Raw genomic sequence first — 16,286 nt, 5'->3', positions numbered from 1 at the left:
AATACAGAATACAATGATAAAAGAAATGAAAAGTTACGAGAAAATTGAACAATACGATACTGAAATAACGGATGCTCTAGCTGATAATTATAAAGTAATTATTGAAAACTTAGGCGAAGACGTAAACCGCGAAGGTTTACTTAAAACTCCGGAACGTGTTGCTAAGGCCATGCAGTACTTAACACATGGTTATGGGCTCGATCCATTAGAAATATTGAGATCAGCTATGTTTACAGAAGATCACAAACAAATGATTGTGGTAAAAGATATCGAAGTCTATTCGATGTGTGAGCATCATATGTTACCATTTTTTGGAAAAGCACATGTGGCTTATATTCCAAATGGAAAGATTGTTGGTTTAAGTAAAATTCCTAGAGTGGTTGATGCTTTTGCCAGAAGAATGCAAGTGCAAGAACGATTGACAGACCAAATAAAGAATTGTATACAGGATGCTTTAAACCCACTTGGAGTAGCAGTTGTAATCGAAGCACAGCACATGTGTATGCAGATGCGTGGGATTCAAAAACAAAATTCTGTCACGACAACCTCTTCATTTACAGGTGCTTTTGAGAAAGATAAAACAAGGAAAGAGTTTATTAGTCTTCTTTCAAATAAATTGAGTTAACTTTACTTTACAAGGGTTAGACAATGGATTAAGACAAAAAAAATTGTTGCTCTTTAATTACAAATCTATTTTTTTAATATAGAGAGAAGTGTTTGTATAATGATACTTTAGGACTTCGCTTTAAATTACATTATAGCTATTTTATTCAAAGTATGGTTTAAATTTTCGTTAGGATACAAAAAATAACACCTTTTATTTATCTTATTTTTAAGTTACTAAAGTTAAATATTATGAAAATTCTCTTAACAGGTGCAACAGGTTATATCGGGAAGCGACTTTTACCATTATTGGTAGAACAAGGTCACGAAATAATCTGTTGTGTAAGAGATAAGAATAGATTTTATTGTCCAATTGACTGCGTCAGCCATATCACAATCATAGAAGTTGACTTTCTTGATGAAGATACATTAACAGCGATACCCGATGAGATTGATGCTGCGTATTACTTGATTCACTCCATGTCAGGATCTGACGCTAATTATGATGAACTTGAGAGCCTATCCGCGCATCATTTTGTAACCCGCTTGAATACTACCAAAGCGAAACAGGTGATTTATTTGAGTGGTATTGTAAACGATACATCGTTATCAAAACATTTGTCCTCAAGAAAAAAAGTAGAAGAAATTTTAAATACAGGTTCATTTGCCACTACCACTTTACGAGCTGGGATTATAGTAGGTTCAGGAAGCGCCTCCTTTGATATTATTCGGGATTTAGTAAATAAGCTGCCCGTTATGATTACCCCAAAATGGCTCAATACCAGATGTCAGCCTATTGCCATTCCTGATGTGCTTGAATTTTTATCTAAATCACTATTAAATCCGCTTACTTACAACCAAAGTTTCGACATTGGCGGACCAGATATATTAACGTATAAAGAAATGCTTTTGGGTTTTGCAGAAGCAAAACATCTAAAACGATGGATTTTTACTGTGCCAGTAATGACACCTAAATTGTCCTCCTACTGGTTGTATTTTGTAACTTCAACGTCTTACAGATTGGCATCTGCGTTAGTCAGCAGTATGAAAGTAGAAGTAGTTTGTAGTGATACCCGAATTAATGAATTGCTGCACGTAACGCCTATGACTTACCAACAAGGACTCTCACGTGCTTTGATCAAAGTTGATGAAGATAAAGTAGCATCCAGTTGGAAAGATTCCTTGGTGAGTGGTCGTTTTACAACTAATATGTCGGGCTACTTAAAAGTTCCCAAAAAGGATTGTTTTATCGACCGTCGAAAAATGGAACTTATTGATCGGGAGTTTACCATCAACAAAATTTGGTCTATAGGTGGCGACTCAGGCTGGTATTATGGAGATTGGCTCTGGAACTTACGTGGCTTTATTGATAAATTATACGGTGGTGTGGGCTCCAGACGAGGAAGAACCAACAGACACGATATACATTCTGGAGACGCTTTGGATTTTTGGAGGGTTTTGTATGCCAATAAGGAAGAGGGTAAACTTATTTTGTTTGCCGAAATGAAACTTCCGGGAGAAGCCTGGCTCGAATTTAAAATTATAAATCAAACTTTATACCAATCAGCTACTTTTAGACCCAGAGGAATTTGGGGTAAACTCTATTGGTACTCTGTTTTACCTTTCCATGGTTTTATCTTTAATGGAATGCTCAATAAATTAATTAAGGAATAAAAAAATATCCTTTTCAATGTCTACTAGAACAAGGACCATACAGATTGAACTATTTATACACTGTTCAATCTGTATTTTATTTTAAAATTCCAGCTTTATAGGTAGCAATAGCTCTATCTCTAGCGATAGCGTGCTCTACCATAGGTTTTCCATAACCCAAATCGAATTCTTTAATCCATTTGCGGATGTAGACTCCTTTTTCGTCAAATTTCTTTTGTTGAATTTCGGGATTGAACACTCTAAAATACGGAGCTGCATCACAACCGGTACCTGCTGCCCATTGCCAATTCCCTACATTGGATGACATCTCATAATCCAATAATTTTTCAGCAAAATATGCCTCGCCCCACTGCCACTCGATTAATAAATGCTTGCATAAAAAACTAGCAACCACCATACGAACTCTATTGTGCATGTAGCCGGTTTCATTGAGCTGGCGCATTCCTGCATCTACCATAGGATAACCTGTATTTCCTGAACACCAACGCTTAAAATCAGCTTCGTCATTGCGCCACTGAATGCCATCATACGCCGATTTAAAATTACGATTGACTACTTTAGGAAAACTGTGAAGGATTTGCATAAAAAACTCTCTCCAAATAAGTTCACTCAAAAAAACATCATTTTTATGAAAAGCCCAGTTAACTAATTTGCGAACACTAACTGTTCCAAACCTTAGATGAGGGGATAAATACGAGGTTTTATCCATCGCTGGAAAATCTCGCGTGTCTTGGTAATTGCTTATAAATTTAAGATTATGTGGCTTAACTTTGATGTTACTTTCTTCAAAACCAATTTCGTTTAAAGTAGGTATCACAAAACTATTTTTATGAAAATTAGCGTAAAGTGAAGTGGCATCGTACTCCTGAACTGGAGCCATCGATTTGTATTTTTCTAACCATTTATTTTTAAAAGGAGTGTACACGGTGTACGGCAATCCATCTGCTTTAGTAATTTCTTTTTCTTCGAAAATTACTTGATCTTTAAATAAATACGAAACAACATGATTTGCTTCTAATAATTCACAAATAGCAGCATCACGTTTTGCAGCATACGGTTCATAATCTTTATTAAAAAAAACTTCTTTGACATCATACTGTGTCAATAACGATTGCCAAACAGTTTCAGTTTCTCCTTTTTGAATTAAAAGGGAACTTCCTATTTCCTCTAGTTGTGCATTTATTTTAGAAAGATTTTCATGGATAAAACCAACCCGTGGATCATTTTTTGGCAACTTTTTTAAAATTGCCTCATCAAAAATAAAAACAGGTATTATAGGATATGGAGATTTCAGCGCGTGAAACAATCCTATGTTATCCTCGAGACGCAAATCGCGTCTGAACCAAAAAATGGAAACTACTTGCTTGCTCATTACTTATTATTGAATAGTTCATCCACTTTAGTAACCCGATATTCAAAAATGGATTTTAATTTGTTTTTCACCACTAACGTATTCATTATACGTCCTAAAATCCCTAATGGCAATCCGTAGTGCACCACATCTGTCATTTTAGTTCCAGTAGGTGTTGCTTCAAAGAAATGCTTGTGGTGCCAAAAACTGTAAGGCCCAAATTTTTGTTCATCGATGAAATAACTGTTTTCTTTTACTTGAGTAATCAATGTCATCCATGATAAGGTAATTCCTAAAAGAGGCGTTACTTTGTATTGAATAATTTGGCCGGGATACATTGATTTTTGATCAAAATCAGTGATTTGAAAACCCATTCCTTCTGGTGTAATTTTTTGAAGATTTCTTGGATTAGAGAAAAAAGTCCAGCATTCTTCTACAGTGGCATTGACATGCTGCACGGTTTCTTGTTTGTATATTTTCATTTTTGGTGTTTTAAAATAAATGATGTCTTAGTAACAGACTCGCGTAAGGGACAGCAGTGGAGCTCTTTTTTGTGCTGCTTTTTTAAGCAGGATAAAAAAAGCGGGAACGGATTGCCCGACCCCGCTGTAACGCTAGTGAAAGTGGGGTGACGCCCCAATTAAACTTATATTTTATAATATTTGAACGGTACGAATAACATTCCGAAACACTCGCCATGTTCTTTACCCAAGTGTTTGTGGTGTACTTTGTGTGCTTTTCGCAAACCAATTAAATACTTGTTATTAGTGTGTTTGAACCATTTGAAACGTTGGTGAATCAGTACATCGTGAATCATAAAATAACACAAACCGTAAAACATAATTCCCAAACCTATGAAGAATTTGTAATTCAAACCTCCCTCTACTCCGTAGTAAAAAAGTGCTATACTTGGGGCGGCAAAAATTACAAAAAAGATATCGTTTCGTTCAAAAATATTAGCATATTTTGGTTGGTGGTGATCGGCATGGAAATACCACATAGAACCGTGCATTACATATTTATGGGTGCACCACGTAATACATTCCATTATTAGAAAAGTACTTAGAAAAATCAAAAAAAATATCATTTTATTCTGTATTAAAGTCAAACAATTTTTTTAAAAAAAGTAAGGGTAATCTAAACTAACTTCAATTTATAGGAAACAAAAGATTTGGCTAATAATCCGGCTTTAGTATAGTTTGAAACTCGAATTCTGGCACTTCCTATTTCCTCACAAGGTGTATTTTCTAGCTTTTTAAGCAATTTTTTATAATATACAAAAGCGGTATAAACACCGAACTTAGCCTCAATAGGTAGTTTAACAATTCCTTCGTAGGCTACTCTAAAATCTTCTTCAATTTCATTGATAATTGATTTTTTAGCATTTTCGTCGAATGAATTTAGATCGACTCCAGGGAAATAATTCCGATTCAAAACCAAGTTATCATCTTTCAAGTCGCGTAAAAAATTTACTTTTTGGAAAGCTGATCCCAATCGCATCGCTTCGTCTTTGAGCTGCGCATAACGCTTGTCATCTCCTGCTACAAATACCTTCAAACACATCAATCCCACTACATCAGCTGATCCGTAGATGTAATCATCATACTCTTCCTTGCTGTTGTAATCTGATTTAATAAGATCTAATTTCATACTTTTCAAGAAAGCTTGAACGAGATCATCTGTAATATTGTACTGCTTTACCGTTTGCTGGAACGAATTCAAGATAGGATTTAAGCTGATGCCACGGTCTTTGGCCTTGTAATACTCATCCTCAAACTCTGTAATTAAACTTTCCTTATCGTATCCATGAAAAGAATCGACAATTTCATCCGCAAAGCGAACAAAACCATAGATGCTATAAATGGCATCTCTAATAACAGGTGATAACATATACACCGCCAGTGAAAAAGAAGTACTATAATTCTTAGTAACTAACTTGCTACATTTAAAAGATACATCATCAAATAATTGCTTCATACTATTGTTCTGAAAATTGCTTATTAATTAATTCCGACACCAATTTTCCAGAAATTAATGCAGGTGGAACGCCTGGTCCCGGCACGGTCAACTGACCTGTGAAATATAAATTTTTAACCTTTTTGCTCTTTAACTTTGGTCTCAAAAATGCGGTTTGTAATAAAGTGTTTGCCATTCCATAGGCATTTCCTTTGTATGAGTTGTATTCTGACACGAAATCATTTTTACAAAAAGATTGTTTAAATATAATATTGTTTTTGATACTTTGACCTGTTAAAGTTTCAAAACGATCAATTATTTTATCAAAATATTCCTCTCTCAACGCCTCAGTATCATTGATTCCTGGTGCTAAAGGTATTAGAAAAAAGCCCGATTCCATTCCTTCAGGAGCAGCAGTTTTGTCTGTTAACGAAGGGAAGTTCGCATAAAACAAAGGTTCTTTAGGCCATTGTGGTTCATCGTAAATATATTTAGCGTGTTGATAAAAATCTACATCGAAAAACAAAGCGTGATGCGAAATGTTATCGATTTTTTTATTGAAACCCACATAAAATAATAAAGACGAAGGTGCAAAAACCCTACTATCCCAGTATTTCTCTGTATAGGCTCTGTGCTCCTGCTCCAATAAAGTTTCGGTGTGGTGGTAATCAGCACCACTCAAAACCAAATCAGAATCTATACGTTCACCATTAACTTGAATGGCTACAGCGGTTTTATTTTCGACAATAATTTTCTCAATGTTGGCATTCGTTTGAAATTTCACTCCCAACTCTTTAGCCAGACTTTCCATGGCACGAACTACATCAAACATTCCTGTTTTTGGGTGCCAAGTTCCCAATCCAAAGTCGGCGTAATTCATAAAACTATAAAACGATGGAGTATCTGAAGGTTTGGCGCCTAAAAACAAAACTGGAAATTCTAGAATTTGAATCAGCTTTTTGTTTTTGAATTTCTTGCGAACATCTCTACTGATGTTGCTAAAAAATTCACCTACTTTCATAGCAGTTTTTGGAGTAATTAATTCCAATGGCGAAACGCCCGGACGATACACTAAATCTTTAATGGCAATATCATAATTACTTTTGGCTCGAGCCATAAAATCCTGCAGCAGAGCACCGCTTCCTTTTTCGATAGCTTCAAAAGCAGCTATAATTTCAGTTAAATTATCGGCAATGGTTATAAAGTCATCAATTCCATAATACACGCGGTAGGCTGGAGACAATTTTATAAGCTCATAATAATCGGTAGTTTTTTTTCCAAAATCAGCAAAGAAACGTTCAAAAACGTCTGGCATCCAGTACCAACTTGGTCCCATATCAAAGGTAAACCCATCTTTTTTTAATTGTCTAGCACGACCACCAATAGCATCGTTTTTTTCGAATACTGTAACATCATATCCACTTTGCGCTAGGTACGCCGAAGCAGCCAAAGCAGAGAAACCAGAACCTATGATTGTAATCTTTTTAATATTCTTCATTTGTTTAGCAAATATACAAATAGTTTAAACAAATAATTAAATCCAATCGACTAATTCGTTGATGGAATTAAAAATTGTTATTCCTTGAGATAATTTTTCTTTTTTTACAAACTCAACCATGCGACCAATATACCATAATTCAGTAGTATCATCTAGTAATTCTTCTGACATTTTTTGAACATAACTATCCACAACATCTCTTTCGGGTTGCACTGTCATGTACGATACATAAATAATAGAACTAAAATGTTTTTTCAAATCTTTCAAGTTCTCGATTGGCATGCTCTCCCCTAAGTAAATGGTTTTGTAGCCATGCAATAAAATTTCATAGTTTAAGTACATCAGTCCTAATTCATGAATTTCGTTCATAGGAAGTGATAACACAAAAATACGATCCAATTTAGTTTGCTTCAACACTTGAAGTTTCTCAGTGTTGACCAATAATTTTTGTTTAATCAAATAACTAATAAAATGTTCATGAGCTGGAGTTATAGTATCGGATTGCCACAGCAATCCCAATTCATTCATCAGCGGAATAAAAACCTGGTGAAAAATTTCTTTGAACGACTTTTCTGCAATTAACCAATTGTAGGTATTAAAAAAAAGCTCCTGATCAAAGTTCATCATAGCCATTTTAAACTCACTTATGGCATGACTTTTTGCTGTTTTGCTCGAAATTATTTCACGTACTAAAGAAGGTATTTTTTCCTGTGGATACGTAGCTATTTTTGAAATTTTATAGCCGTAATCGTGTAACAACGTGATGTTTAATAATTTTTGTAAGCTCGCCAAATCATACAAACGAATGTTAGTATCTGTACGCATGGGCTGCAAAATATCGTAGCGTTTTTCCCAAATACGTATCGTGTGCGCCTTGATGCCCGAAAGGTTCTCAAGATCCTTAATACTAAACACATTTTTTACATTGTTCATCGTTTATTCAAATTTATTGAACAAATGTAAAATAAATTTAATTAAAAACAGCTTTTAAAATTCCAAAACACATAAAAAAAGAGCAATTTATGGTAAAGAAACCCTTTTGTAAACGTTCAACAGATCTAAATTTAGGATTGTTTTAGAATTATCGGTACTCCTGGTGAACATGGGTTCAAATTTAGCTCCATAAACCAACTCATTAAAAGTATACGATGTTCTTATGGCTACCGTGTTGCTAAACATATCGTCAAAAGCGGTGATCATGACTATTATTTCACCATGAATAGCTTCAAAATCCTCTTGTGTATACTTATATAGCGGACTATCCTCGGTTATGGGATGCACGAGTGTCCAGCTTAGAGTTAACAAATTTATTTTATCCAATTCTAGGTCCAAGGCAAAAAATTTATTGGTCATTAGTCCATTTTCTTTGATGCTTATTCCCAGCGTAACTTTTGCCAAAGCATCAGTAAGATTGGTGTTTTTAAAAGGTGCTACCCGAATCATTAATCCAGTTCCTTCGCCATAAGGTGCAACAAGTGCATTGTGTGAAAATTTTAAAAAAGCGGTTGGTTTGCTAAAGCGACCAAAAAACAAACCTGTGGCGATTGCAAAACTCAATAATCCTATTAATGCCTCGGCAGCAGAAAGCAAACTTGTTAAGAAACCTACTGGACTAATGTGACCATAGCCAACAGTAGTAAAGGTTTGCGCACTAAAAAAGTAGGCTTGACCAAATTTACCTAAATCAGAGCCAGTAGCATCGATCCCGTTTAAATGTTCAATACCTATTGCATAATACAATAGTGCAAAAATGAAATTCATTCCAACGTAAAACAACAACAGGATAGACATGAAACGCCATCGTGGCATATCGATCATAGTGTGGTACCAACTGATGCGGTTTAATAAAAACAATCCGCGCTTTTCTACATTAGCGGTTCCATCCTTATTGATAAAACGCCCACCATAATTATTGGCATTGGTTCCAAAACCAGTATTTTGCTGTGATGCTCTTGTTGCTTTCATTGTGTTTGACCTAAAATAGCGCTGATTTAACCTCTCACGCTTGGTTGCCATTGCGATTGGAAATTCAAAAATAGAACTAAAATGCAAAACATCATATATATTTTATTATTGACGGTTATTTTTATATCAAATTCAAAACTAAGTAATGGCTAAAATGTAATGTCGTATTCTAATAAAGCACTAAATTTCTCTGCCACAGATTTCACAGATTAGCACAGATTAATTTGTTGTGTAATTTTAAAAATATTTTTAACCCTCAAATCTGTAGCAAAAACAATTTTTAATACTTGCTACAATTTATCTTTCTTGCTACTTAGAACCCTTATTATTCTTTTAATCGAAGGAGAAATCCTCAGAAATTGGTCAAGACACGGGACTTCTTCGTTCCTCAAAATGAAAAAGTTAGAGCCTACTAAATAAAGTATTTTATAATTTCGACTATAAAATGCTCTCAAAACTTTTTATTATATTAATACCAACTAAAAAAAAGCGATGAAACAAATAACTAAAGAAGACATCAGCCAAGAAGTATTTGACTTGTACGATGACTACGCACACAACAAAATTGACCGTCGAAGTTTTGTAGAAAAATTATCATTATTTGCTGTGGGAACGCTTACACTGCCTTCTCTACTGAGTTTTATGACGCCCAATTATGCGGATGCTATTTTAATAAAACCCGAAGATCCCAGAATAAAATCAGGATTTATAACTTATGATTCTCCCAAAGGTGGCGGTACGATTAAAGGACTTTTATCTCAACCCACAGCAACAAAAAAGAAAGTACCCGGAATTATTGTGGTGCATGAAAATCGCGGATTGAATCCGTATATTGAAGATGTAGGACGCCGAGCAGCCGTAGATGGTTTTATCACCTTGGCACCTGATGCTTTGTCACCACTAGGCGGTTATCCTGGAAATGATGATGCGGGTCGAGAATTACAAAAAAAACGAACTCGGGAGGAAATGCTCGAAGACTTCATCGCAGCCTACAATTACCTAAAAGCACACAAAGATTGCAACGGACATATTGGTGTAGTTGGTTTTTGTTTTGGCGGATGGATTGCCAACATGATGGCGGTAAAAATCCCAACCTTAGGCGCTGCAGTACCATATTATGGTGGCCAACCCACAGCAGCTGAAGCCGAACTCATAAAAACTCCTATCCTAGCGCAATATGCCAGCTTAGACACCCGCGTCAATGATGGCTGGCCCGCTTATGAAACCATACTCAAGAAGAACAAAGTAGCGCATGTCGCTTATTTTTATGAAGGAGTGAACCATGGTTTTCACAACAATACTACACCGCGCTACGATGAAAAAGCAGCTACTTTATCTTGGACAAGAACAATAGATTTTTTTAAAAAGGAACTGAAGAAGAAGTGAATTTTGTAATGCTTGCTATAAAAGTGGAACTATTAGGTCTCCACTTTTTTTATGCTATACTGTAAATAAAATACTTCAAAAATTAAATGCAATGCAGAATTTGAATTATATTTGAAACAAATTAAAAATGACAGCAGTGAGAACTATCTCTTTAAATTTAGGAGATAGGTCTGATTTTATCAGACGTATAGATAAGGTATCGGCAACTCTAACTCAGATAAAGCATACAAGTACCAAATTAAAAATGAGAATAAAAAAAATACAATTAAAAAACGGGTATAAAAGATTTCACGAGTTGACAATTGACTTGGGGGATGAACCTAAAAGAATTATTGCTTTGGTTGGACCAAATGGTTGCGGAAAAAGTAGCGTACTTGATGGAATGTTATTTCATAATAATGCCTACGGTGCAATTGGTGATAAAGGCAGTAAAGACCACAACTATCATTCAATGACTCAAATGCCTAATTTTGATTATCAAAATATTGTGATTGAATTAGATATAAGTAATTTTCAACAACTTAAAAGCGATAGAACAAAAACTGGTAAAGAAAATACCATATTTTCATTTAGAAGTCCATATAGGTATAACAGTAATTTAAAAGTTACCCAATCTAAAGCTACTACAGAAATAAGGTTAAATAATTATGGAGCTACAGCATCTTCCGATTTGGATGATAAAATGGAAGAAAATTACAGAAGACTATATATTAAATTTAACAAATATCTTCACGAACAAGACTGTACACCAAGTCAAGCAAAAGTAAAAATCATTGGAGATCTAAACTCTTCTCTCAAAAACTGTCTTGATTTAGAAATAATGGGCATTGGAAACATTGAAGCAAATCAGGGAACAATGTTTTTTAAGAAAAGTGACCATCCAAAAGAGTTTGAATTTAATGTTCTTTCTTCTGGTGAAAAAGAAGTTGTAGATATTTTACTTGATTTGTATTTAAGACAAGAAGAATATAATGAAACGATATTTTTAATTGATGAGCCAGAACTTCATATAAACACATCTATTCAAAAAAAACTACTACTAGAAATAAATAAACTAGTTGGCCAAAATTGTCAAATTTGGATTGCAACTCATAGTATTGGCTTTTTAAGAGCATTACAAGAAGACTTAAAAGATGAATGCCAAATAATTCAATTTCAAAAAGGAATTAGTTGGGCATCAACTCAACAAACACTTATTCCAATAAAAAAATCTTTAGCAAAATGGAAAGAAATATTTGAAACCGCACTAGACGATTTAACGGGATTGGTTAGTCCAAAACGTATCGTTTATTGCGAGGGTAAAGACCGTCCTGGGATAAATGGACTTGAAAAAGGATTCGACGCTAAAGTTTTTAATAATATTTACGGTGAAAAGTATCACGATACGTTATTTATTTCAAGTGGTGGGAATACAGAACTTGACCAAAGAAGTGAAATAGCTCTTGCTATTTTAACGAAGGTCTTTTCAGATATTGAAATTTTCGTATTTAAAGATAGAGACGTTTCTTCAGGCAGGCAAAATGACGAAAACGAAAGACAAGTGTATCTCAAAACTAATCCCAAGCATTTCAGAATTATGAAGCGTTGGGAAATTGAAAATTATTTATTTGACAAAGAAGTACTAATTGCATTTTGCAGTGCAAACAACTTAACTTTTAATGAAATTGAATATGATAAGTTTGTCACTAACATTAATGACAACAACATTAAAGATGAAGTAAATCGAATTAGAAATTTTTGTGGAATTAGTGCTAGTATTAATGCAGAAAGTTTCAAACTGACATTATCTGAATATATTACCCAAGATATGAAAGTCTTTAAAGAATTAGAAAATTGTATATTTAATAGAGAATAAAAAGAACAGCCGTTTGGCAATATGGCAAGTTTAGGCTTAATTTGAAGTTGGTTTTGTATTAAGAGTGATTTGCTTCGCCTATATGCTATCGCTCGGGCCGAGCATTTTAAAAACCTTTTTACTTAACAGCAAATCAAGTACATGTACAAAATAGATTGCTTATTTTTAATACTTTAAAATTAAAGAGCAAAAGATCAAAATTTTACAAAATCACATCTAATTCGACACAAAATGAACATTAAAAAAGAACACCTAACCAAAGGATTTATTCTTGCTGGATTGATGAATATAATCGGGGTATTATTATTCTCCAGATTTTTTAGTAATACGGTTATTCCAGAATTTGATCCTCAAGCCATGTCCAATTTTGGATTGATCATGATTGTAGTTTGGGGGTTTGCTTATATAGCTGTATCCCAAAATTTTAATCAAGTAAAATGGTTAATTGCCGTATTTATGATTGAAAAATTGATTTACGCAACGCACTGGACAAAATGGATACTCGATAACAAAATTACAGATGTGATAGAAAAAGATAAAATGGCCGGAATATTTTATGTGATTTATGGCATCAATGACTGGATGTTCTTTTTATTTTTCTTGTTTGTTTTTATAAGTGTAGCTCGTAAAAAAATGTAAAATCTTAAATAAAATATCCAAATATCTAATACTCCAAACTAAAGTGCCAAGTACTGGAAACCCGTACATTTTATTACTTCTAAAAAAACAGGACGCACCTCCTAATCATAACTCCCTTAGATTTCCTTTCCATACTAATTTCTAAATTCCTAATTTGCGACTTCAAAATCAATCGCAAAGAATGAAGGTCTGTATTGCCGAAAAACCAAGTGTAGCACGAGAAATCGCATCCGTTTTGGGTGCCAATATCAAGCACGATGGGTATTTTGAAGGCAATGGGTATCAGGTAACCTACACTTTTGGGCATTTATGTACCTTGAAAGAACCGAACGATTACAAACCGCATTGGAAAAGTTGGGATTTGAACAACCTGCCCATGCTTCCCGAGAAATTTGAGACCAAAGTGGTGGAGAATTCAGGGATCCAAAAGCAGTTTAAAATCATAAAAAAATTATTCGACAAAGCCGAATTGGTCATCAATTGTGGGGATGCAGGACAAGAAGGAGAACTCATTCAGCGCTGGGTCATGAACGAAGCCCAGTATAAAGGGGAAGTACAACGCCTGTGGATTTCATCCCTAACCACCGAAGCTATCAAAGAGGGTTTTCAAAATCTGAAACCATCCGCAAACTACGATAATTTGTACTACGCCGGATTTTCCAGAGCTATTGGCGACTGGTTACTCGGTATGAATGCCACGCGATTGTACACCGTAAAACATGGCGGATACAAACAAGTTTTATCTATTGGAAGGGTGCAAACCCCAACATTGGCAATGGTCGTGGACCGATTTAAAGAGATCAAGAATTTTAAACCACAGCCGTATTGGGAATTACAAACGGTGTATCGAGATACGCTTTTCAGTTATGAGGAAGGGCGTTTTTTGAAAAAGGAAGATGGCGAAATTCTCGCCAATAAAGTCAAAGAAAGTGAGTTCGAAATAGTTTCTGTCGAAAAAAAGAACGGCAATGAGTTTGCACCAAAACTATTCGATTTAACAGGTCTTCAGGTCTATTGCAATACAAAATTTGGTTTTACGGCCGATGAAACGCTTAAAATTGTACAGACTTTGTACGAACAAAAAGTGGTCACCTACCCGAGAGTCGATACCACATTTTTACCTAATGATATTTATCCAAAAGTACCTGGGATTCTGAAAAACTTGACGAATTATGCCGCGTTAACGCAACCGCTTTTGGAAAAAAAGATAAAAAAATCGCCCAAGGTTTTCAACGATAAAAAAGTTACGGATCACCATGCGATTATTCCAACGGGGATTCAAAGTAAATTGCAATACAATCAGCAGCAAGTGTATGATAGTATTACAAAGCGATTTATTGCCGTGTTTTATGACGATTGTTTGGTTGCCAATACTACGGTAGTCGGGAAAGCTGCCGATATTTTATTCAAAACCACTGGAAAAGAAATCTTGAAAAAAGGATTTCGTGTAGTGTTTGAAGACCCAAACGCAAAAGAAAAAGAAGCGGACATCTTGCCGAGCTTTGTTATAGGTGAAAAAGGGCCTCACCAACCTTCATTTTTAGAAAAGGAAACCAAACCACCGAATCAATTTACCGAAGCCACTTTATTGCGCGCCATGGAAACCGCAGGCAAACAAGTGGATGATGAAGATTTACGCGAATTGATGAAAGAAAACGGTATTGGAAGACCTTCAACACGAGCCAATATTATTGAAACTCTTTTTAGACGCCAATATATTGTAAGAAACAAAAAACAAGTTTTGCCCACACCAACGGGTATTCAGCTTATTGATACGATTCAAAATGATTTAGTAAAATCAGCGGAATTGACGGGATCTTGGGAAAAACAGTTAAAAGATATTGAAAAGGGATCCTGCAGTGCTGGTTCCTTTATAAATAATATGAAGCGAATGGTAGCCACTTTGGTCGATGAAGTTCGCAGTGAAAGCAGGCAAGCTAATATTTCGCATGCAGGAAGTGCTCCAAAAGAAGTAGCTAAAGTAGAGAAAAAGAAAGTAATCGGAATTTTGGCGGAAGCCTGCCCGAAATGTAAAAAAGGAATACTTATCAAAGGAAAATCAGCTTATGGCTGTAGCGATTACAAAGCGGGATGCACTTTTTTATTGCCCTATACTTTTGCAGATAAAAAAATATCCGAAAACCAATACTTGCGATTGCTTCAAAAAGGATCAACGGTAAACTTGAAAGATTTTAAAACCAATTCAGGTACTGTAGATGGCTTGTTGCGTTTTGATGACAATTTCAAACTCATTTTAGAACCTAAGAAAACTTTGGCGAAAGCCATACCTGACGAATTAATCTGTCCGAAATGCCAGAAAGGAACCGTTCTAAAAGGAAAAACAGCTTATGGTTGCAGTCAGTATAAATCAGGCTGCGATTTTAAAGTACCATTTGATCTAGTTCGGGATAAATTAAAAGATCAAAAACCTACAAAGGAATTGGTTTATACCATTTTGAAAGGATGCTCACTATAAATTTACATTCTTTACGAATAATAAAGAGATAAAGAAATTATATCCTTGCAATCCTTTTTACCTTTACACTATTCCAATCTAATTGTCATGCTAGAAGCTTCTCCAGGTAGAAGAACAACAGTATCGAGAGACTTCTAGCGGGACAAATATCAAGAACAATAAGCGGTCAACCGCAATAATTTGAACTATGATATCGCACTAATTGCAATCTTTTTGTTAATTTTGATAAGCTGTAATCACGAATAAATTCTGTACTCATGAAAAATACAATTCTTTTTATCGTTGTAACCCTGATGGTTGCTTCTTGCCAAAAATCTGAGAAAGTTAACAAAATAAATGTAGCCAATTGGATTTTAGGTAATTGGGAAAGCAAGTCCGATGAAGGTACGCTGACAGAGTCTTGGTCAAAAGTAAATGACAGTACTTTTCAAGCAACTTCCTATTTTACTAAAGAAAAGGATACGATCCATTTTGAAACCATCACTTTGCAACAAAAAGGTGACGTTCTCACCTATTATGCAACTGTAATAGGACAAAATAATGACAAAGCAGTTGCTTTCAAACAAACGAATGAAACTCCAGAACAACTAACATTTGAAAATCTTAAACACGATTATCCCCAAAAAATCTCATATTCTCACAAAACCACGGCTGATTTAGCGATTAAAATTTCTGGAATACAGCAAGGAAAACCTACTTCAGAAGAATTTATAATGAAGAAAATCAAATAAAATTTTAACATATCGGCTACCAATCAAAACCTTACTCATTAAAAGTAAGGTTTTTTTATGCTTTTAAAATACTGAATTTCAATAGCGAGAGAACTATCTTTACTTCACTATTCATATTTAGTCTAAATAAGTTTTGTTAAATCAAAAGTGCT

14 protein-coding genes are annotated in these 16,286 nt (G+C 34.8%); 7 read left to right on the top strand and 7 right to left on the bottom strand.

Going from position 1 to position 16,286, the window contains the following annotated elements; genetic code table 11:
- Window positions 1-25 precede the first annotated feature (25 nt).
- Window positions 26-625, top strand: a complete 600-nt coding sequence (folE, locus tag ACNQGO_RS08840) for a GTP cyclohydrolase I FolE (RefSeq protein WP_417948080.1) — start codon at window positions 26-28, stop codon at window positions 623-625.
- A gap of 230 nt (window positions 626-855) precedes the next feature.
- Window positions 856-2,277, top strand: coding sequence for an SDR family oxidoreductase (locus ACNQGO_RS08835; RefSeq protein ID WP_417985033.1), 1,422 nt, complete (start codon window positions 856-858; stop codon window positions 2,275-2,277).
- A gap of 76 nt (window positions 2,278-2,353) precedes the next feature.
- On the opposite strand, the gene ACNQGO_RS08830 is transcribed toward ACNQGO_RS08835, so the two are convergent.
- The 7 genes from ACNQGO_RS08830 to ACNQGO_RS08800 form a co-directional block, all read right to left on the bottom strand.
- On the bottom strand, window positions 2,354-3,649 hold the full coding sequence (locus ACNQGO_RS08830) for a cryptochrome/photolyase family protein (protein WP_417985032.1): 1,296 nt from the start codon (window positions 3,647-3,649) through the stop codon (window positions 2,354-2,356).
- A complete protein-coding gene (locus tag ACNQGO_RS08825) occupies window positions 3,649-4,110 on the bottom strand; it encodes an SRPBCC family protein (protein WP_417985031.1) in 462 nt (153 codons plus the stop codon). Before ACNQGO_RS08825 ends, ACNQGO_RS08830 begins: the two co-directional genes overlap by 1 nt.
- 164 nt (window positions 4,111-4,274) lie before the next feature.
- Window positions 4,275-4,715 carry a sterol desaturase family protein gene (locus ACNQGO_RS08820; protein WP_309760327.1) on the bottom strand — a complete coding sequence of 147 codons (441 nt, stop codon included), beginning with the start codon at window positions 4,713-4,715 and terminating at the stop codon, window positions 4,275-4,277.
- A gap of 50 nt (window positions 4,716-4,765) precedes the next feature.
- Window positions 4,766-5,605 carry a phytoene/squalene synthase family protein gene (locus ACNQGO_RS08815; RefSeq protein WP_309760330.1) on the bottom strand — a complete coding sequence of 280 codons (840 nt, stop codon included), beginning with the start codon at window positions 5,603-5,605 and terminating at the stop codon, window positions 4,766-4,768.
- Window position 5,606: 1 nt separating this feature from the next.
- Window positions 5,607-7,082 (bottom strand): phytoene desaturase family protein, encoded by a 1,476-nt coding sequence (locus ACNQGO_RS08810; protein WP_417985030.1) that lies wholly within the window; start codon window positions 7,080-7,082, stop codon window positions 5,607-5,609.
- Window positions 7,083-7,118: 36 nt separating this feature from the next.
- Window positions 7,119-8,015: a MerR family transcriptional regulator gene (locus ACNQGO_RS08805; RefSeq protein WP_417985029.1), complete on the bottom strand. Its 897-nt coding sequence runs from the start codon at window positions 8,013-8,015 to the stop codon at window positions 7,119-7,121.
- A gap of 87 nt (window positions 8,016-8,102) precedes the next feature.
- On the bottom strand, window positions 8,103-9,047 hold the full coding sequence (locus ACNQGO_RS08800) for an ion channel (protein ID WP_417985028.1): 945 nt from the start codon (window positions 9,045-9,047) through the stop codon (window positions 8,103-8,105).
- A 492-nt stretch (window positions 9,048-9,539) separates the two neighbouring features.
- Between ACNQGO_RS08800 and ACNQGO_RS08795 the strand changes: the two genes are divergently transcribed.
- The 5 genes from ACNQGO_RS08795 (at window position 9,540) to ACNQGO_RS08775 (ending at window position 16,134) form a co-directional block, all read left to right on the top strand.
- Window positions 9,540-10,433: a dienelactone hydrolase family protein gene (locus ACNQGO_RS08795; protein ID WP_417985027.1), complete on the top strand. Its 894-nt coding sequence runs from the start codon at window positions 9,540-9,542 to the stop codon at window positions 10,431-10,433.
- A 127-nt stretch (window positions 10,434-10,560) separates the two neighbouring features.
- On the top strand, window positions 10,561-12,288 hold the full coding sequence (locus tag ACNQGO_RS08790; protein WP_417985026.1) for an AAA family ATPase: 1,728 nt from the start codon (window positions 10,561-10,563) through the stop codon (window positions 12,286-12,288).
- A gap of 231 nt (window positions 12,289-12,519) precedes the next feature.
- On the top strand, window positions 12,520-12,927 hold the full coding sequence (locus ACNQGO_RS08785; RefSeq protein WP_417947284.1) for a hypothetical protein: 408 nt from the start codon (window positions 12,520-12,522) through the stop codon (window positions 12,925-12,927).
- Window positions 12,928-13,108: 181 nt separating this feature from the next.
- Window positions 13,109-15,403 (top strand): type IA DNA topoisomerase, encoded by a 2,295-nt coding sequence (locus tag ACNQGO_RS08780; protein WP_417947286.1) that lies wholly within the window; start codon window positions 13,109-13,111, stop codon window positions 15,401-15,403.
- Window positions 15,404-15,660: 257 nt separating this feature from the next.
- A complete protein-coding gene (locus ACNQGO_RS08775; protein ID WP_417947288.1) occupies window positions 15,661-16,134 on the top strand; it encodes a DUF6265 family protein in 474 nt (157 codons plus the stop codon).
- Window positions 16,135-16,286: the final 152 nt, after the last annotated feature.

This window comes from Flavobacterium frigidum (assembly GCF_048286735.1).
GTDB lineage: Bacteria > Bacteroidota > Bacteroidia > Flavobacteriales > Flavobacteriaceae > Flavobacterium.
Note: the sequence above shows the minus strand (reverse complement) of the source record. Positions and strands in the feature narration are given on the sequence as shown.